Annotated in this window: 10 protein-coding genes; 1 reads left to right on the top strand and 9 read right to left on the bottom strand. The window is 65.9% G+C overall.

Annotated elements, in window-relative coordinates; translation table 11 throughout:
- Positions 1–7 precede the first annotated feature (7 nt).
- The 9 genes from aspS to ACFJI2_RS29655 form a co-directional block, all read right to left on the bottom strand.
- Positions 8–1,813, bottom strand: a complete 1,806-nt coding sequence (aspS, locus tag ACFJI2_RS29695; protein WP_377703032.1) for an aspartate--tRNA ligase — start codon at positions 1,811–1,813, stop codon at positions 8–10.
- 29 nt (positions 1,814–1,842) lie between these two features.
- Positions 1,843–2,430, bottom strand: a complete 588-nt coding sequence (locus ACFJI2_RS29690; RefSeq protein WP_107875634.1) for a DUF502 domain-containing protein — start codon at positions 2,428–2,430, stop codon at positions 1,843–1,845.
- Between the two features lie 4 nt (positions 2,431–2,434).
- Complete coding sequence (locus tag ACFJI2_RS29685; RefSeq protein WP_377703031.1) at positions 2,435–2,734, bottom strand: FmdB family zinc ribbon protein; 300 nt, start codon at positions 2,732–2,734, stop codon at positions 2,435–2,437.
- Between the two features lie 65 nt (positions 2,735–2,799).
- The gene (locus tag ACFJI2_RS29680) at positions 2,800–3,468 is read right to left on the bottom strand and encodes a methyltransferase (protein WP_377703030.1); all 669 of its coding nucleotides are present in this window, start codon (positions 3,466–3,468) and stop codon (positions 2,800–2,802) included.
- A complete protein-coding gene (ubiB, locus tag ACFJI2_RS29675) occupies positions 3,465–5,033 on the bottom strand; it encodes a ubiquinone biosynthesis regulatory protein kinase UbiB (protein ID WP_377703029.1) in 1,569 nt (522 codons plus the stop codon). Before ubiB ends, ACFJI2_RS29680 begins: the two co-directional genes overlap by 4 nt.
- Complete coding sequence (locus ACFJI2_RS29670) at positions 5,030–5,659, bottom strand: SCP2 domain-containing protein (RefSeq protein WP_377703028.1); 630 nt, start codon at positions 5,657–5,659, stop codon at positions 5,030–5,032. Before ACFJI2_RS29670 ends, ubiB begins: the two co-directional genes overlap by 4 nt.
- A 70-nt stretch (positions 5,660–5,729) precedes the next feature.
- A complete protein-coding gene (locus ACFJI2_RS29665; protein ID WP_377703027.1) occupies positions 5,730–6,680 on the bottom strand; it encodes a Tim44 domain-containing protein in 951 nt (316 codons plus the stop codon).
- A gap of 13 nt (positions 6,681–6,693) precedes the next feature.
- On the bottom strand, positions 6,694–7,428 hold the full coding sequence (gene ubiE / locus ACFJI2_RS29660) for a bifunctional demethylmenaquinone methyltransferase/2-methoxy-6-polyprenyl-1,4-benzoquinol methylase UbiE (protein ID WP_107875624.1): 735 nt from the start codon (positions 7,426–7,428) through the stop codon (positions 6,694–6,696).
- A 74-nt stretch (positions 7,429–7,502) separates the two neighbouring features.
- Entirely contained in the window at positions 7,503–8,192 is a 690-nt protein-coding gene (locus tag ACFJI2_RS29655; protein ID WP_377703026.1) for a response regulator transcription factor, read from the bottom strand.
- 205 nt (positions 8,193–8,397) lie between these two features.
- Between ACFJI2_RS29655 and ACFJI2_RS29650 the strand changes: the two genes are divergently transcribed.
- Positions 8,398–19,293 (top strand): Ig-like domain-containing protein, encoded by a 10,896-nt coding sequence (locus ACFJI2_RS29650; protein WP_377703025.1) that lies wholly within the window; start codon positions 8,398–8,400, stop codon positions 19,291–19,293.
- Positions 19,294–19,297: the final 4 nt, after the last annotated feature.

The raw sequence follows: 19,297 nt of genomic DNA, 5'->3' as shown, positions 1-19,297 counted from the left end.
TGCTGCCTTAGCCGGCGACTTTCGGCTCGGCGGTGCGCAGGCGGATGTGCAGCTCTTTGAGCTGCTTCTCGTCCACTTCCGACGGTGCGTGGGTCAGCAGGTCTTGCGCGCGCTGGGTTTTCGGGAAGGCGATCACGTCGCGGATCGAATCGGACTTGGTCATCAGGGTCACGATACGGTCCAGGCCGAAGGCCAGGCCGCCATGCGGCGGCGCGCCGTATTGCAGCGCGTCGAGCAGGAAGCCGAACTTCAGGCGCGCTTCGTCGGCGTCGATCTTCAGCGCGCGGAACACCTTGGACTGCACTTCTTCGCGGTGGATACGGATCGAACCGCCGCCCAGTTCCCAGCCGTTCAGCACCATGTCGTAGGCCTTGGCGATGCAGGCGCCCGGATTGGTTTCCAGCATGTCCTCGTGGCCGTCCTTCGGCGCGGTGAACGGGTGGTGGGTCGCGGTCCAGCGGTCCGACTCTTCGTCGTATTCGAACATCGGGAAGTCGATCACCCACAGCGGCGACCAGACGTCGTCGAACAGGCCGGCTTTCTTGCCGAACTCGGAGTGGCCGATCTTCACGCGCAGCGCGCCGATGGCGTCGTTCACCACTTTCGCCTTGTCGGCGCCGAAGAAGATCAGGTCGCCGTCCTGCGCGCCCGTCAGTTCCAGGATCTTGGCCAGGGTGGCGTCGTCGATGGTCTTGACGATAGGCGATTGCAGGCCGTCGCGGCCTTTCGCTTTCTCGTTGACCTTGATGTAGGCCAGGCCCTTGGCGCCGTAGATGGCCACGAACTGGGTGTAGGCGTCGATTTCCGAACGCGGCATCGAGCCGCCTTGCGGCACGCGCATGCCGACCACGCGGCCGTTAGGCATGTTGGCGGCGGCGTTGAAGATCTTGAACTCGACGTTTTTCACGACGTCGGTCAGTTCCGTGAATTCCAGCTTGACGCGCATGTCCGGCTTGTCCGAACCGTACTTGCCCATGGCTTCGGAGAAGTTCATCACCGGGAACGGGTTCGGCAGGTCCACTTCCATGGTGTTCTTGAACACCAGGCGGATCATGTCTTCGAACAGGTCGCGGATCTCCTGCTCGGTCAGGAAGGAGGTTTCGCAGTCGATCTGGGTGAATTCAGGCTGGCGGTCGGCGCGCAGGTCTTCGTCGCGGAAGCACTTGGTGATTTGGTAGTAGCGGTCGAAGTTGGCCACCATCAGCAGCTGCTTGAACAGCTGCGGCGACTGCGGCAGCGCGAAGAAGTTGCCGGCGTTGACGCGCGACGGCACCAGGTAGTCGCGTGCGCCTTCCGGGGTGGACTTGGTCAGCATCGGGGTTTCGATGTCGATGAAGCCCAGCGCGTCCAGGTATTTGCGCACTTCCATCGTCACCTTGTAGCGCAGGCGCAGGTTGTTCTGCATCTGCGGGCGGCGCAGGTCCAGCACGCGGTGGGTCAGGCGGGTGGTTTCGGACAGGTTGTCGTCGTCCAGCTGGAACGGAACTGCCACGGAGGCGTTCAGCACTTCCAGCGCGGAGCAGATCACTTCGATCTTGCCCGACTTCAGGTTGTTGTTGATGGTGCCGGCCAGGCGGTCCTTGACCACGCCGGTCACGCGCAGGCAGAACTCGTTGCGCACGGACTCGGCCGCCTTGAAGACTTCAGCCTGCTCGGGGTTGCAGACGATCTGAACCAGGCCTTCGCGGTCGCGCAGGTCGATGAAAATCACGCCGCCGTGGTCGCGGCGACGGTGTACCCAACCGCACAGGCTGACGGTTTGGCCGAGCTGGGCTTCAGTGGTGAGGCCGCAGTAGTGAGTGCGCATAGACATGGTTATTTCTCAGTTCAGGTTAATTTGGTTCATTCGGGCGCAACCACGCCCATGGAAACGATGTATTTCAGGGCGGCATCGACGCTCATATCGAGCTCGATGACATCTTTCTTGGCCAACATCAGGAAAAATCCCGAGGTCGGGTTCGGCGTGGTGGGCACGTACACGCTGACGTACTCGCCCTCCAGGTGGTTTTTCACGTCGCCGCCGGGCACGCCGGTCAGGAAGGCGATGGTGCGCGAATCCTGGTGCGGGTACGGGATCAGCACGGCCTTGCGGAAGGCGTTGCCGGACGAGGAAAACAGCGTGTCCGACACCTGCTTGACGCTGCCGTACAGCGAGCTGACCACCGGAATGCGGTGCAGCAACTTTTCCCACATGCGCACGATGTAGTTGCCAACCAGGTTGTTGGTCAGCAGGCCGGTGACGAACACGATCAGCACGGTCAAGATCGTGCCCAGGCCGGGAATGTCGAAGCCGAACAGGGCCAGCGGGCGGTAGCGCTCGGGCACCAGCAGCAGCGACTGGTCCATGGTGCTGATGACGAGGTTCAGCACCCACGCGGTAATCGCGATGGGGACCAGGATCAGCAGGCCGGTAATGAAGTATTTGCGCATTGGGTCAGGCCGGGGTGGTGGGGCTGGCCGGCGCGGCTGCCGGTGCGGCGGCCGTACTGTCGGACTTGGCGTCCGCCTTGGCGTCGGCAGGCCCGGTGGCCACGCCGGTGGCTGGCGGCGTGCCGCCGCGGAAATCGGTGGCGTACCAGCCCGTTCCCTTCAGCTGGAAACCGGCAGCGGTCAGCTGCTTCTTGAAGGTTGCCTTGCCGCAAGTAGGGCAATCGGTCAGGACCGGATCGGACATCTTCTGCAAAACATCCTTGGCAAAGCCACAGTCGTCGCAGCGGTAAGCGTAGATCGGCATTCAATTACTCCGCAAAAATCATCAAAACCCTGAATTATAAAGCCTTTTCCAGCCCGTAATGCGAATTACAGCCGCCGCCAGGCCATCCAGCGCTCCTTGCCCTCGAAAACCGGCATGGAATCGGACACCGCTTCGTCGGCCACGCAGCGGAAATGCGGCGCGAGCAAGGCGTCCAGCTGCTCGCGGGCGATGCCGAAGGGCGGCCCCTTGGGATTGTTATCAAAGAAGAAATAGCCGGCCAGCAGCGCGCCGGACGGCAGCAACGCGGCCCAGCGCGCCGCCACCTGCGGCCACATGGCGCGCGGCAGGGCGCACAGGAAGGCGCGCTCGTAAATCACGTCCAGCGGCGCGGCGGGCTGGTAGTGGAAGAAATCGGCTTCCACCACCCTGCCCTGCCATTGCGGGCCGACGGCCTGGCGCGCGGCGGCCACGGCCGCCGGGGAGAAATCGATGGCGGTTGCGTCCCAGCCGGCTTCGGACAGGAAGGCCAGTTCGTAGGCGGAGCCGCAGCCGGGGATCAGTACCGTGGGCAGGCCGTGCAGTTCGCGGGCGAACTGGCGCAGGCGCTCGGGCACGCCGCCTCGGTCCCAGGGCGTGTAGCCTTTTTCAAAACGCTCGTCCCAGAAGGCCGGGGCGAGCGGGTCGCGCGCGTCGAAGCTCGGGGCGGCGCCGGGCGGCGCACTCGGCGGAGCACTTGGCGACGTCGTTGGCGGCGTCTTTGGCGGCTGCGTCATAGCATGCCCCGCCAGCGCAGGATGGCTTGCAGGCCCAGCGCGCCGACCGCGAAAGCGCCGGCGAAATAGACCACGAAACTGATCAGGCGGTTGGTGCGCTGCTGCTCGGCGATGAGCACGCGCAGCAGTTCGTTGTTGGTGTTGTCCGGCTCGCCGGCCACGGTGAGCGCGCGGTGCATCAGGCGCGGCAGCTGCGGCAGCACGTGGGTGTAGCGCGGCGCTTCGGCTTTCAGGCGCTCCAGCATGCCCTGCCAGCCGACCTGCTCGGCCATCCAGTTTTCCAGGTAGGGCTTGGCGGTCTTCCACAGGTCCAGGTCCGGGTCCAGCTGGCGGCCCAGGCCTTCGATGTTGAGCAGGGTCTTTTGCAGCAGCACCAGCTGCGGCTGCACTTCCACATTGAAGCGGCGCGAGGTCTGGAACAGGCGCAGCAGGATCTGGCCGAAGGAGATGTCCTTCAGCGGCCGGTCGAAAATGGGCTCGCAGCACGCGCGCACGGCCGACTCCAGCTCGTCCACGCGGGTTTCCTTGGGCGCCCAGCCCGATTCGATGTGGGCCTCGGCCACGCGCTTGTAGTCGCGGCGGAAGAAGGCCAGGAAGTTCTGCGACAGGTAATCCTTGTCGAAGTCGTTCAGCGTGCCGACGATGCCGAAGTCCAGCGCGATGTAGCGGCCGAAGGTGGCCGGATCGATGGACACCAGGATGTTACCGGGGTGCATATCGGCGTGGAAGAAGCCGTCGCGGAACACCTGGGTGAAGAAAATTTCCACGCCGTCGCTGGACAGCTTTTTCAGGTCCACGCCCGCTTCCATCAGGCGGTCGATCTGCGACACGGGGATGCCGTGCATGCGCTCCATGACGATCACGCTGGACGAGCAATAGTCCCAGTACATTTCCGGCACCAGCAGCAGCTTGCCGTCGGCAAAGTTGCGGCGCAGCTGGCTGGCGTTGGCCGCCTCGCGCATCAGGTCCAGCTCGTCGTGCAGGTATTTGTCGAACTCGCCCACCACCTCTTTCGGCTTCAAACGCTTGCTGTCGGCCCACAGGCGGCCGATCCAGTCGGCGGCGATGTGCATCAGCGCCACGTCCTCGTCGATCAGCTTCTTCATGCCGGGGCGCAGCACCTTGACGGCCACTTCCTTGCCATCCTTCAAGGTGGCGAAGTGCACCTGCGCGATGGAGGCCGAAGCCACCGGGATGCGCTCGAAGCTGGCGAACAGGCGGTCCGGATGGTCGCCCAGCGAACGCTGGATCTGCGCGATGGCCAGGTCGGAATCGAACGGCGGCACGCGGTCCTGCAGCAGCGCCAGTTCTTCCACGATGTCGAGCGGTATCAGGTCGCGCCGGGTGGACAGCACCTGGCCGAATTTCACGAAGATCGGCCCCAGTTCCTCCAGCGCTAGGCGCAGGCGCAGGCCGCGCGGCGCGGTAATGTCGCGCCAGAAGAAGAAGGTGTCGATCAGCTTGGCGGTACGCGGCACGCGCAGGCCGGAAAAGGCGATTTCGTCGAGTCCGTACTGGACGGCCACCCGCAGGATTTTCAGCAGGCGCAGGAATTTCAAGATCATGTAGGGTCCCCGGCGCCCTGCGCCAGTTTCTTTTCCAGGTTGGCCAAGCGCTTGGCGAAGCGCTCGGTGTCGTCGCGCAGGCGGCGCACGTCCGCGCCGAACTGCTCGGTCACGGCCGGGCGTACCAGCAAGGGGTTTTCTTCAAGGAAGTATTCGGCCGCGTTCTCGGCCAACTTGCGCTGCCCGGTCTTCAAGGCTTCGAAGGCGGCTTTGGCGCCGCCCACCAGGCGCGTGGCGGCGATGGGGCCGACCACTTTTTCCAGGTCGTGCTCGGCTTCCCAGCGCAGCGACTTGGACAGCTGCGAGATGGCGTTGGCGAATTCGGCGTCGCCCTCGATCTGCACGTAGGAAAAAGCGCGCTCGCGGTTTTGCGCGATCAGCGGCAGGTCGGACAACTTGAGGCGGATGGTGACGCTGGCGGCGGCGTCGGCCGGCGCCGGCTCCACCATGCCGTCGGCGGTCACGCCCAGGCGCAGCTCGACCGGGGCGGCGGCAATGCAGGCCACCTTGCCAGCGTGCAGGCGCAGCGCGGCGCGCGCCCACGGTTCCTGGGCCAGCAGGTGGTTGATGGTGGCGGCGACGGGCGCCAGCGGGGTAGGCAGATTGGGTATGGTCGTTGGTGGCATGCGTGCGGGCGCTTAAAAAAACAAAACCGCCCAGTTTGCCTGGGCGGTTTTGATCTTACCAGTTCACAGCTCAGGCAAGTTGCTGAATGCCGGCCAGCAGCCAGCCGCCGTTGCCGGAAACCGGCTTGGTCAGGTTCCAGACTTCCTGGAACGGCTCGGCCAGCGCATCCGGCGCGGGCTTGATGGAACCATGGAATTTCACGCTGGCCAGGTAATCCTTGCCGTCGTTCTCGATGCCCAGCAGCTCGGCGTCGATGGTGACCACGTCGGTGTAGTCCGCTTGCGCGCCGCGTTCGGCGATCTGCATCTTCAGCTCGGCGAACACTTCCGGGGTGGTGAATTCGCGGATGTCAGCCGAATCGCCCTTGTCCCACGCCGCTTGCAGGCGGATGAAGTTGCTCTTCGCGTGGCGCAGGAAGGACGAGGTGTCGAAGTCGGCCGGCACGCCCCATGGGGTGTGGGCGGCCGGGGCCGGCTTGTCCAGGTTCAAACCGCCCGATACCGGCTGCAGCGGCGGCAGGCCGGAACCGATTTCCGGCGTGCGCGCGGCTGGCTGCTGCGGCTGAGGCTGCCAAGCGTTGCCGCCGAAGTTGCCGCCGGCAGCGGCCGGCTGCGGCGAGGTCTTGCGGCGGATCAGGCTGAAGATGAAGTAGGCCACGCCGGCGATCAGCACGATGGTGAGCAGCGAGCCCAGCATCGATGCCATGGCGCCGCCCAGGCCGAAGTGCGAGAACAGCGCGCCCAGGCCGAGGCCCAGCAGGGCGCCGCCCAGGATGCCCTTCCACGGGCTGGCTGGCTTGGCAGGAACCGGAGCCGGTGCGGCAGCCGGGGCCGCAGCAGGGGCGGCCGGGCGCGCAGCCTGACTAGGCGCCGGCGCAGGCTGGGCCGGCATGCGGCTCACGCTTTGCGACTGGCGTCCGATCGAACGGCCGCCGCCCATCGGACGGGCGATCGCCTCGGCCAGCATGGAGGTGGCGGACAGCGCCAGCATGGCGCCGATCAGAAATTTCTTCATGTTCATGATAGTTTCCTGCTTACAGTTTGATACCGGTGTGCAAAGCGGCCACACCCGCCGTCAGGTTGTAATACTGGACCCGCTCCAGTCCCGCATCCTGCATCATCGTTTTCAGGGTTTCCTGATCGGGATGCATGCGGATCGATTCTGCCAGGTAACGGTAGCTTTCCGCGTCACCGGCAATTTTCTGTCCCAGCCAAGGCAGCACCGAGAACGAATACAGATCATACGGCTTTTGCAACGGTTCAGCGACTTTCGAGAACTCCAGCACCAGCAGCTTGCCGCCCGGCTTCAGCACGCGGCGCATTTCCGCCAGCGCCTGGTCCTTGTGCGTCATGTTGCGCAGGCCGAAGGCCACGCTGACGCGGTCGAAATAATTGTCCGGGAACGGCAATTTTTCCGCGTCACACAGCAAGGTGGGGGTGACCAGGCCGCGATTCAAGAGGCGGTCGCGGCCGACGCGCAGCATGGACTCGTTTATATCGGTCAGCCACACCTCGCCGGTGGGGCCGGCCTGCCTGGCGAAGGCCTTGGCCAGGTCGCCGGTGCCGCCGGCAATGTCCAGGCACTTGAAGCCGGGGCGCACGGCCGCGTTGGCGATGGTAAACGTCTTCCACAGGCGATGCAGACCAGCCGACATCAGGTCGTTCATCACGTCGTACTTGGCGGCCACCGAGTGGAACACCTTGGCGACTTCCTTCACTTTATCGTCTTCGGAGACGGTCTTGTAGCCGAAATGGGTGGTATTGGTCATGGTCAGGGAAGCTGTGGATTTGCCTGCATTATACAAGCGCAGGGTCCGAATGCAGGAGAAGGCTGGCGCCGGGCTCAGGAAGCCCGCTCGGCCGGCAGCAGGTGGCGCCGCGCATAGTCGAACAGGCCGAGCCGGTTGCTGACGCCCAGCTTGGCGTAAATCGCGGTCAAGTGGTTGCGCAGGGTGCGCTCGCTGATGCCCAGGCGGGCGGCGATGTCGGCCGAGGTGGCGCCCGCGTCGCGCGCCACCTCGGCCACCGTCAGGCGTTCCTTGCGCGTCAGGCGCGCCAGGCGTTCGCGTTCCGGCTGCGCATTGGCCTTGCTGCGCGCCATGGAGGCGAGGATGCGCATGGTGGCCAGGCGGTCCATCCAGAATTCGCCGGCGCACACTTTCTCTATCGCTTTGAACAGCATGTCCACCGGCTCGCTCTTGCACACCATGCCGTTGGCCCCGGCCAGCACGGCGGCGTCCGCGTGCGACGGCTCGCGTGAACTGCCCACCACCAGCACTTTGCAGCCCTGGCCGGCCAGCAGTTCGGCGATCAGGCCCAGCACGTTGGCGCCGTCGACGTCGTACACCACCACGTCGGCGGCTTGGCGGCGCAGGCTTTGTTGCGCCTCCGACACAGTGCGCACGCTCCCGGTCAGTGCCAGCGCCGGCTGGCGCGACAAAATCAGCTGTTCCAGCCCCCAGGCCGCGATCGGCAAATCGCACACCAGCAGCACCCGGATGGGCTGGCCGGGCGTGCTATGGCCGGGGGGCATGGCCGCGCTTCCAGCTGGCACCGCAATCAGGGCTGAGCATCGTCGACTCCTGGGAGATTTGTCACACTTTTATCATAGGAAATAGCGAATTGCTACTAAAAAGTAAGGGCATTCCTCTCATGCAAAATGCATTGCGCAGGCGTCAAATAAGTGACCGGACGAACATTTAAATTTCCCCTTGTCACCTACTCCAACGAGAGAAATCATGGCCACTATCCGCACCGTCTTCATCGATACCGCGTTGTCCGCCTATGCCGCACTGGCAGCCGAGTATGACACCGCCCTGTTCAATATCGTGCTGATCGACAACGCCTCGCCCGGGCCGCAGCAGATCCAGAACTGGCTGTCGGGCCATGATGCCAGCGCAAGCCAGATCAATGTGGTGTCGGCCAGCGGCAGCCTGAACGGCCTGTTCACGCCGCGCGTGATTTTTGTCGATCCGGGCGTGGCGGACTATCAGAGCCTGATTGCCTCCACGCCGGCCAACGCCACCATCGTCGTGCTAGACGCGGGGCGCGACGGCGTGCAGCAGATACAGCAATTTCTCGAACACAACAGCGGACTGGTGGCGGCGATCGACATCGTCACCAACCTGAGCAGCATGGACGTGGTGTCCCACGGCGCGCCGGGCCAGATCCAGCTGGGGTCGGCGGTGCTCAGCAGCGACACGCTGGCCAGCTACAGCGACGTGCTGGCCGCCATTGGCAGCCACCTGACGGGGGGCGCCGACATCCTGCTGTACGGCTGCGATGTCGGCGCCGGCGCCACCGGCCAGCAATTCATCGCCGGCCTCGCCGCGGCCACCGGCGCCGACGTGGCCGCCTCTACCAACCTGACCGGCAGCGCGGCCGCCGGCGGCGACTGGGTGCTCGAAGCGCAGACCGGCAGCATAGAAACCGCCGCGCTCAGCAGCGCCACGTATGGCGGCACGCTGGACACGGCCATGAACGTATCCGCGTTTTCCCTGTCGGCCGACACCGGCACCTCGTCCAGCGACTTCTTGACGCGGACGGCCGCGCAGACCATCAGCGGCAACTTCACTGCCAGCACCAATAACTCGCAGGCCCCGGTCGTCTATGTCTCCACGGACGGCAGCGGCACCGCCCGGACCGCCGCCACGGTCACCTACACCGACGATGCCGGCAGCGGCACGTTCACCGTGAACGTGACGCTGGCCAGCGGCGCCGGCAAGTCCATCCAGTTCTGGAGCGCGGCGACCGGGAACAATTCCATCAGCACTGCGCGCAGCTACACCTTGGACACCACGGCGCCCAGCACCGCGGTCAGCAGCGCCATCTTCTCCAACGACAGCGGCGCCAGCAGCACCGATCTTATCACCGCCACGGCAGCACAAACCATTTCCGGCACGCTCAGCGCGGCGACCGCCAGCGGCGAAGTGGTGCGGGTCTCGCTGGACGGCGGCAATACCTGGCAAACCGCCAGCAATGCCGTTGGCACCAGCACGTTCAGCCTGTCCGGCGTCACCCTCAGCGGCAGCAACACGCTGAAGGTGCAGGTGGAGGATGCGGCCGGCAACGGCGGCCCCGCCTTGTCGCGCGCCTATGTGCTCGATACGGCGGCGCCTGCCGCCGGCACCCTGGGCTTCAGCAACCTGACCGACACCGGCACACCTGGCGACGGCATCACCAGCGACAACATCTTCAACCTGGCGCTGGCCGGCAGCGAGGGTGGCGCCACAGTTGTGTACCAAATTTCCACCAACGGCGGCGGCGTCTGGACCACCACCAGCACGGCCCAAAGCAATCTGGCCAACGGCGCCTACCAGTTTCGTGCACACGTCACCGATGCAGCCGGCAACACATCCACCAGCAATACTGTCAGTGTCGTGGTAGACGCCAGCGCGCCGGGCGCCCCGGCCATCACCGGCTTCAGCGCCAACAGCGGTTCCACGCTTGACACCCTCACCAACGACAGCACACCGACGCTGACCATCAACGCCGAAGCCAACGCCACGGTCACCGTGTTCCAGGCTGGCGTGGCGATCGGCACGGCCACGCAAACCGCGCCCGGCAGCGGCAGCTACACCTTCACCAGCAGCGTGCTGGCCGACGGCAGCTACAGCTTCACCGCCAAGGCCACGGATGCCGCCGGCAACGTCAGCGCAGCGTCCGTCGCGCAAAGCATCGCAATCGACACGACAGCCGACGCGGGAGGCAACCTGGCCGTGCAAGTGGCGGACAGCTTGATCAGCAACGCTGAGAAAGGTGCCGTCGCCTACACCGTCGCTGGCCTCGACAGCGATGCCACCGCCACTGTGACCTTCAAGGACGCCGCCAACCATACCGTCACCGGCAGCAACGGCACCGCCGACCTATCGACGCTGACCGATGGCCCCATCACGGTCTCCATCTCGGCCACCGATGCGGCTGGCAACAGCGCAAGCGGAACCAGTGCCGCCACTGTGCTCGATACCACAGCCGACGTCGGCCATGACCTCGCCGTGCAGGTCGCTGACAGTCTGGTCGGCAACGCTGAGAAAGGTGCCGTCGCCTACACCGTCGCTGGCCTCGACGCCGACGCCACCGCCACCGTGACCTTCAAGGACGGCGCCAACCACACCGTCACCGGCAGTAACGGCGTCGCCGATCTCAGCACGCTGAGTGATGGCCCCATCACGGTCTCCGTCTCGGCCACCGACACCGCCGGCAACATTGCCTCGGGCACCGGTGCTGCCACCGTGCTCGACACCAACGCCGACGTCGGCCAAGACCTCGCGGTGCAAGTTGCCGACAGCCTGGTCGGCAACGCTGAGAAAGGTGCCGTCGCCTACACCGTCGCTGGCCTCGACGCCGACGCCACCGCCACCGTGACCTTCAAGGACGGCGCCAACCACACCGTCACCGGCAGCAACGGCACCGCCGACCTATCGACGCTGACCGATGGCCCCATCACGGTCTCCATCTCGGCCACCGATGCGGCTGGCAACAGCGCAAGCGGAACCAGTGCCGCCACCGTGCTCGATACCACAGCCGACGTCGGCCACGACCTCGCCGTGCAGGTCGCTGACAGTCTGGTCGGCAACGCTGAGAAAGGTGCCGTCGCCTACACCGTCGCTGGCCTCGACGCCGACGCCACCGCCACCGTGACCTTCAAGGATGCAGCCAACCACACCGTAACCGGCAGCAACGGTGTCGCCAATCTCAGCACGCTGACCGATGGCCCGATCACGGTCTCGATCTCTGCCACGGATGCGGCGGGCAATAGTGCCGCCGGTACCGGCACCGCTACCGTGCTGGACACCACTGCCGACGTCGGCCATGACCTCGCCGTGCAAGTCGCTGACAGTCTGGTCGGCAACGCTGAGAAAGGTGCCGTCGCCTACACCGTCGCTGGCCTCGACGCCGACGCCACCGCCACCGTGACCTTCAAGGACGGCGCCAACCACACTGTCGCCGGTAGCAACGGCCTCGCCGATCTCAGCGCCCTGACCGATGGCCCCATCACGGTCTCCATCTCGGCCACCGACACTGCCGGCAACACCGCCTCGGGCACCGGCACAGCCACTGCCCTCGACACCAACGCCGACGTCGGCCAAGACCTCGCGGTGCAAGTTGCCGACAGCCTGGTCGGCAACGCTGAGAAAGGTGCCGTCGCCTACACCGTCGCTGGCCTCGACGCCGACGCCACCGCCACCGTGACCTTCAAGGACGGCGCCAACCACACTGTCACCGGCAGCAACGGCCTCGCCGATCTCAGCGCCCTGACCGATGGCCCCATCACGGTCTCCATCTCGGCCACCGACACTGCCGGCAACACTGCCTCGGGCACCGGCACAGCCACTGTCCTCGACACCACCGCCGACGTCGGCCATGACCTCGCGGTGCAGGTCGCTGACAGTCTGGTCGGCAACGCTGAGAAAGGTGCCGTTGCCTACACCGTCGCTGGCCTCGACGCCGACGCCACCGCCACCGTGACCTTCAAGGACGGCGCCAACCACACCGTCACCGGCAGCAATGGCACCGCCGACCTATCGACGCTGACCGATGGCCCCATCACGGTCTCCATCTCCGCCACCGACACTGCCGGCAACACCGCCTCGGGCACCGGCACAGCCACTGTCCTCGACACCACCGCCGACGTCGGCCACGATCTCGCCGTGCAGGTCGCCGACAGCTTGATTGGCAATGCCGAGAAAGGTGCAGTTGCCTACACCATCACTGGCCTCGACAGCGACGCCACCGCCACCGTGACCTTCAAGGACGGCGCCAACCACACCGTCACCGGCAGTAACGGCGTCGCCGATCTCAGCACGCTGACCGATGGCTCCATCACCGTCGCCATCTCTGCCACCGACACCGCCGGCAACATTGCCTCGGGCACCGGTGCTGCCACCGTGCTCGACACCAACGCCGACGTCGGCCAAGACCTCGCGGTGCAAGTTGCCGACAGCCTGGTCGGCAACGCTGAGAAAGGTGCCGTCGCCTACACCGTCGCTGGCCTCGACGCCGACGCCACCGCCACCGTGACCTTCAAGGACGCCGCCAACCATACCGTCACCGGTAGCAATGGCACCGCCGACCTATCGACGCTGACCGATGGCCCCATCACGGTCTCCATCTCCGCCACCGACACTGCCGGCAACACCGCCTCGGGCACCGGCACAGCCACTGTCCTCGACACCACCGCCGACGTCGGCCACGATCTCGCCGTGCAGGTCGCCGACAGCTTGATTGGCAATGCCGAGAAAGGTGCAGTTGCCTACACCATCACTGGCCTCGACAGCGACGCCACCGCCACCGTGACCTTCAAGGACGGCGCCAACCACACCGTCACCGGCAGTAACGGCGTCGCCGATCTCAGCACGCTGACCGATGGCTCCATCACCGTCGCCATCTCTGCCACCGACACTGCCGGCAACATTGCCTCGGGCACCGGTGCTGCCACCGTGCTCGACACCATCGCCGACGTCGGCCATGACCTCGCGGTGCAAGTTGCCGACAGCCTGGTCGGCAACGCTGAGAAAGGTGCCGTCGCCTACACCGTCGCTGGCCTCGACGCCGACGCCACCGCCACCGTGACCTTCAAGGACGGCGCCAACCACACCGTCACCGGCAGCAACGGCACCGCCGACCTATCGACGCTGACCGATGGCCCCATCACGGTCTCCATCTCGGCCACCGATGCGGCTGGCAACAGCGCAAGCGGAACCAGTGCCGCCACCGTGCTCGATACCACAGCCGACGTCGGCCACGACCTCGCCGTGCAGGTCGCCGACAGTCTGGTCAGCAATGCCGAAAAGACTGCGGTCGTCTATACCGTCACCGGTCTAGACGTCGACGCCACTGCCACCGTCACCTTCAAGGATGCAGCCAACCACACCGTAACCGGCAGCAACGGTGTCGCCAATCTCAGCACGCTGACCGATGGCCCGATCACGGTCTCGATCTCTGCCACGGATGCGGCGGGCAATAGTGCCGCCGGTACCGGCACCGCTACCGTGCTGGACACCACTGCCGACGTCGGCCATGACCTCGCCGTGCAGGTCGCTGACAGTCTGGTCGGCAACGCTGAGAAAGTTGCCGTCGCCTACACCATCACTGGCCTCGACGCCGACGCCACCGCCACCGTGACCTTCAAGGACGGCGCCAACCACACTGTCACCGGCAGCAACGGCCTCGCCGATCTCAGCGCCCTGACCGATGGCCCCATCACGGTCTCCATCTCGGCCACCGACACTGCCGGCAACACCGCCTCGGGCACCGGCACAGCCACTGCCCTCGACACCACCGCCGACGTCGGCCATGACCTCGCGGTGCAAGTTGCCGACAGCCTGGTCGGCAACGCTGAGAAAGGTGCCGTCGCCTACACCGTCGCTGGCCTCGACGCCGACGCCACCGCCACCGTGACCTTCAAGGACGCCGCCAACCATACCGTCACCGGTAGCAATGGCGTCGCTGATCTCAGCACGCTGACCGATGGCTCCATCACGGTCTCCGTCTCGGCCACCGACACCGCTGGCAACACCGCCTCGGGCACCGGCACAGTCACTGTCCTCGACACCACCGCAGACGTCGGCCATGACCTCGCCGTGCAAGTTGCCGACAGTCTGGTCAGCAAGGCTGAGAAAGGTGCCGTCGCCTACACCATCACTGGCCTTGACGCCGACGCCACTGCCACCGTGACCTTCAAGGACGGCGCCAACCACACCGTCACCGGCAGCAACGGCACCGCCGACCTATCGACGCTGACCGATGGCCCCATCGCGGTCTCCATCTCGGCCACCGATGCGGCTGGCAACAGCGCAAGCGGAACCAGTGCCGCCACCGTGCTCGATACCACAGCCGACGTCGGCCATGACCTCGCCGTGCAGGTCGCTGACGGTCTGGTCGGCAACGCTGAGAAAGGTACCGTCGCCTACACCGTCGCTGGCCTCGACGCCGACGCCACCGCCACCGTGACCTTCAAGGACGGCGCCAACCACACCGTCACCGGCAGCAACGGCACCGCCGACCTATCGACGCTGACCGATGGCCCCATCACGGTCTCCATCTCGGCCACCGATGCGGCTGGCAACAGCGCAAGCGGAACCAGTGCCGCCACCGTGCTCGATACCACAGCCGACGTCGGCCATGACCTCGCCGTGCAGGTCGCTGACAGTCTGGTCGGCAACGCTGAGAAAGGTGCCGTCGCCTACACCGTCGCTGGCCTCGACGCCGACGCCACCGCCACCGTGACCTTCAAGGACGGCGCCAACCACACCGTCACCGGCAGTAACGGCGTCGCCGATCTCAGCACGCTGAGTGATGGCCCCATCACGGTCTCCGTCTCGGCCACCGACACCGCCGGCAACATTGCCTCGGGCACCGGTGCTGCCACCGTGCTCGACACCAACGCCGACGTCGGCCATGACCTCGCCGTGCAGGTCGCTGACAGCCTGGTCGGCAACGCTGAGAAAGGTGCAGTTGCCTACACCATCACTGGCCTCGACAGCGATGCCACCGCCACCGTGACCTTCAAGGACGCCGCCAACCATACCGTCACCGGTAGCAATGGCGTCGCTGATCTCAGCACGCTGACCGATGGCTCCATCACGGTCTCCGTCTCGGCCACCGACACCGCCGGCAACATTGCCTCGGGCACCGGTGCTGCCACCGTGCTCGACACCATCGCCGACGTCGGCCATGACCTCGCGGTGCAAGTTGCCGACAGCCTGGTCGGCAACGCTGAGAAAGTTGCCGTCGCCTACACCGTCACCGGCCTTGACGCCGACGCCACTGCCACCGTGACCTTCAAGGACGGCGCCAACCACACCGTCACCGGCAGCAACGGCGTCGCCGATCTCAGCACGCTGAGTGATGGCCCCATCACGGTCTCCGTCTCGGCCACCGACACCGCCGGCAACATTGCCTCGGGCACCGGTGCTGCCACCGTGCTCGACACCAACGCCGACGTCGGCCATGACCTCGCGGTGCAAGTTGCCGACAGCCTGGTCGGCAACGCTGAGAAAGGTGCCGTCGCCTACACCGTCGCTGGCCTCGACGCCGACGCCACCGCCACCGTGACCTTCAAGGACGCCGCCAACCACACCGTCACCGGTAGCAATGGCGTCGCCGATCTCAGCACGCTGACCGATGGCCCCATCACGGTCTCCATCTCGGCCACCGATGCGGCTGGCAACAGCGCAAGCGGAACCAGCGCCGCCACCGTGCTCGATACCACAGCCGACGTCGGCCATGACCTCGCCGTGCAGGTCGCTGACAGTCTGGTCAGCAACGCTGAGAAAGGTGCCGTCGCCTACACCGTCGCTGGCCTCGACGCCGACGCCACCGCCACCGTGACCTTCAAGGACGGCGCCAACCACACCGTCACCGGCAGTAACGGCGTCGCCGATCTCAGCACGCTGACCGATGGCCCCATCACGGTCTCCGTCTCGGCCACCGACACCGCCGGCAACACTGCCTCGGGCACCGGTGCTGCCACCGTGCTCGACACCATCGCCGACGTCGGCCATGACCTCGCGGTGCAAGTTGCCGACAGCCTGGTCGGCAACGCTGAGAAAGGTGCCGTCGCCTACACCGTCGCTGGCCTCGACAGCGATGCCACCGCCACTGTGACCTTCAAGGACGGCGCCAACCACACCGTCACCGGTAGCAATGGCGTCGCTGATCTCAGCACGCTGACCGATGGCTCCATCACGGTCTCCATCTCGGCCACCGATGCGGCTGGCAACAGCGCAAGCGGAACCAGTGCCGCCACCGTGCTCGATACCACAGCCGACGTCGGCCATGACCTCGCCGTGCAAGTCGCCGACAGTCTGGTCAGCAATGCCGAAAAGACTGCGGTCGTCTATACCGTCACCGGTCTAGACGTCGACGCCACTGCCACAGTCACCTTCAAGGATGCAGCCAACCACACCGTAACCGGCAGCAACGGTGTCGCCAATCTCAGCACGCTGACCGATGGCCTGATCACGGTCTCGATCTCTGCCACGGATGCGGCGGGCAATAGTGCCGCCGGTACCGGCACCGCTACCGTGCTGGACACCACTGCCGACGTCGGCCATGACCTCGCCGTGCAAGTCGCCGACAGCCTGATTGGCACCGCCGAGAAAGGTGCCGTCGCCTATACCGTCACCGGCCTCGACAGCGACGCCAGCGCTACGGTTACCTTCAAGGACGGCGCCAACCATACCGTCACCGGCAGCAACGGCGTCGCTGATCTCAGCACCCTGACCGATGGCCCGATCACGGTCTCGATCTCGGCCACGGATGCGGCGGGCAACAGTGCCGCCGGTACCGGCACCGCTACCGTGCTGGACACCTCGGCCGATGTCGGCCATGACCTCGCCGTGCAAGTCGTCGACGGCCTGGTCGGGAACGCCGAGAAGGGCGCCGTCGTCTACACCGTCACTGGCCTCGACAGCGATGCCACCGCCACGGTCACCTTCAGCGACGGTGTCCACAGCAGCGTCGGCAACAACGGCATCGCCGACCTGTCCGCGCTGACCGATGGTCCGATCACGGTCTCCGTTTCGGCAAGCGACACTGCCGGCAACACGGCAGCGGGTACCAGTGCAGCCACCGTGCTCGACACCACGGCCGATGTCGGCCACGACCTCGCCGTGCAAGTCGCCGACAGCCTGGTCGGCAACGCCGAGAAAAGTGCCGTCGCCTACACCGTCACCGGTCTCGACAGCGACGCTACCGCCACCGTCATATTCAAAGACAGCAACAACCACACCGTCACCGGCAGCAACGGCATCGCCAACCTGTCCACCCTGACCGATGGCCCAATCACCGTCTCCATCTCGGCCACCGATGCCGCCGGCAACAGCGCCACGGGCACCGGCGCCGCTACCGCGCTCGATACGAGCGCCGACATCGGCGGCAACCTCGCCGTCCAGGTTGCAGATGGCCTGGTCAGCAATGCCGAGAAAAACGCGGTTGCCTACGCCATCACAGGCCTGGACAGTGATGCCACCGCCACCGTGACCTTCAAGGACGCGGCCAACCACGTCGTCACCGGCAGCAACGGCATGGCCAACCTGTCCACCTTGACCGACGGTCCGATCACCGTTGCCATCTCGGCCACGGATACGGCCGGCAACACCGCCACCGGCACCGGCGCCGCCACGGTGCTCGACACCACTGCCGATGCGGGCGGCAACCTCGCCGTCCTGCTGGCCGACAGCCAGATCAACAATGCGGAAAAAGGTGCCGTCACTTACGCCATCACCGGCCTGGACAGCGATGCCGGCGCCACCGTCACCTTCAAGGACGCCAGCAACAACACCGTCATCGGCAGCAACGGCAAGGCCGACCTGAGCACGCTGGCTGACGGCCCGATCACCGTCGCCATCACCGCGCTCGACGCGGCCGGCAACACGGCGCAGGGCGCCGGCGCCAGCCTGGCGCTCGACACGCACGGCGCGACGTTCAGTTCCGGCACCGCCGCCACGCTGGCGGAAAACGCCGGCGCCAACCTGGTGGTGTACACGGCGGCAGCCAGCGACCCGCATCCTGTCAGCTACAGCCTGCTCGCCAACAATGGCGACGATGCCGCCGCGTTCTCGATCGCCGCCAACGGCAACGTCACCCTCATTGGCAATCCGGACTACGAAACCAAGAACAACTACCACTTCACCGTGCAGGCCACCGACAGCTTCGGCAATCTCAGCCAGCGCGCCGTCACGCTGGGCATCACCGACGTCAACGAGGCCCCCAGCGCCGCGCCGGTCGGCCTGACAACCGTCGAGGCGGCGGTCATCACCACCTCCATTGCCAGCGCGGTTCTGGACGTGGACAACGGCGACGTGCTCACCTTCAGCCTGATGAACAGCACCTCGGCGCTGACCTGGGGCGCCGACTCCAATTCGCAGGCCCTGATCAACCCCGTCACCAACGCCGCCGTGAACCTGGCCTCGCTCAACGTGCAGGCCGCCCTGTCGGCCGACGGCAACACGCTGAACCTGACGCCGTCAGCCGAGCTGAGCTGGCTATCCACCGGGCAGTCGCTGCGCGCCACGTTCAGCTACAAGGTCACCGACAAGGGCGGCATGGTCAGCACCGATACCATCGCCCTGCTGATCACCGGCTCCACCGGCGACCAGGGCCTCAAGCTGAACGGCGGCAACGGCAACGACATCATGTCCGGCAACGCCAGCAACAACGCCAACGACGTGCTGCAAGGCGCCAACGGCGACGACCTGCTGAACGGCTACGGCGGCACCGACGCGCTGTACGGCGGCAATGGCGACGACAAACTGCAGGGCGGCGCCGGCATCGACTACCTGTACGGCGACACCGGCAACGACACGCTGGATGGGGGCACCGAAGGCGACTATCTGCTGGGCGGCAAGGGCAACGACGTGCTGACCGGCGGCACCGGCGCCGACAAGTTCGTGTTCGAGCCGCAGTACGGCAGCGACCGCATTACCGACTTCCGCATCGCCGACGGCGACCGCCTGTACTTCGCCGACTTCTTCTCGACGCCGATGACAGCCGACGCCTTCGTGGCGAAATATGTCACCGACACCGGCAATGACTTGCTCATCAGCCTGCCGGGCGGCTCGATCGTGCTGGTGGGCGTGCCCAGCATCAGCGGACTGGCCGCTGCCATCAGCTTTGGCATGCCGTCGTAATGGG

The sequence above is a fragment of the Pseudoduganella sp. UC29_71 genome, from assembly GCF_042693265.1.
In the GTDB taxonomy this organism is placed as follows: Bacteria; Pseudomonadota; Gammaproteobacteria; order Burkholderiales; family Burkholderiaceae_D; genus Rugamonas.
Note: the sequence above shows the minus strand (reverse complement) of the source record. Positions and strands in the feature narration are given on the sequence as shown.

Excerpts from the sequence above, each read along its gene's own strand:
- aspS (WP_377703032.1), bottom strand. The coding sequence starts at position 1,813 with ATGTCTATGCGCACTCACTACTGCGGCCTCACCACTGAAGCCCAGCTC.
- ACFJI2_RS29690 (WP_107875634.1), bottom strand. The coding sequence starts at position 2,430 with ATGCGCAAATACTTCATTACCGGCCTGCTGATCCTGGTCCCCATCGCG.
- ACFJI2_RS29685 (WP_377703031.1), bottom strand. The coding sequence starts at position 2,734 with ATGCCGATCTACGCTTACCGCTGCGACGACTGTGGCTTTGCCAAGGAT.
- ACFJI2_RS29680 (WP_377703030.1), bottom strand. The coding sequence starts at position 3,468 with ATGACGCAGCCGCCAAAGACGCCGCCAACGACGTCGCCAAGTGCTCCG.
- ubiB (WP_377703029.1), bottom strand. The coding sequence starts at position 5,033 with ATGATCTTGAAATTCCTGCGCCTGCTGAAAATCCTGCGGGTGGCCGTC.
- ACFJI2_RS29670 (WP_377703028.1), bottom strand. The coding sequence starts at position 5,659 with ATGCCACCAACGACCATACCCAATCTGCCTACCCCGCTGGCGCCCGTC.
- ACFJI2_RS29665 (WP_377703027.1), bottom strand. The coding sequence starts at position 6,680 with ATGAACATGAAGAAATTTCTGATCGGCGCCATGCTGGCGCTGTCCGCC.
- ubiE (WP_107875624.1), bottom strand. The coding sequence starts at position 7,428 with ATGACCAATACCACCCATTTCGGCTACAAGACCGTCTCCGAAGACGAT.
- ACFJI2_RS29655 (WP_377703026.1), bottom strand. The coding sequence starts at position 8,192 with ATGCCCCCCGGCCATAGCACGCCCGGCCAGCCCATCCGGGTGCTGCTG.
- ACFJI2_RS29650 (WP_377703025.1), top strand. The coding sequence starts at position 8,398 with ATGGCCACTATCCGCACCGTCTTCATCGATACCGCGTTGTCCGCCTAT.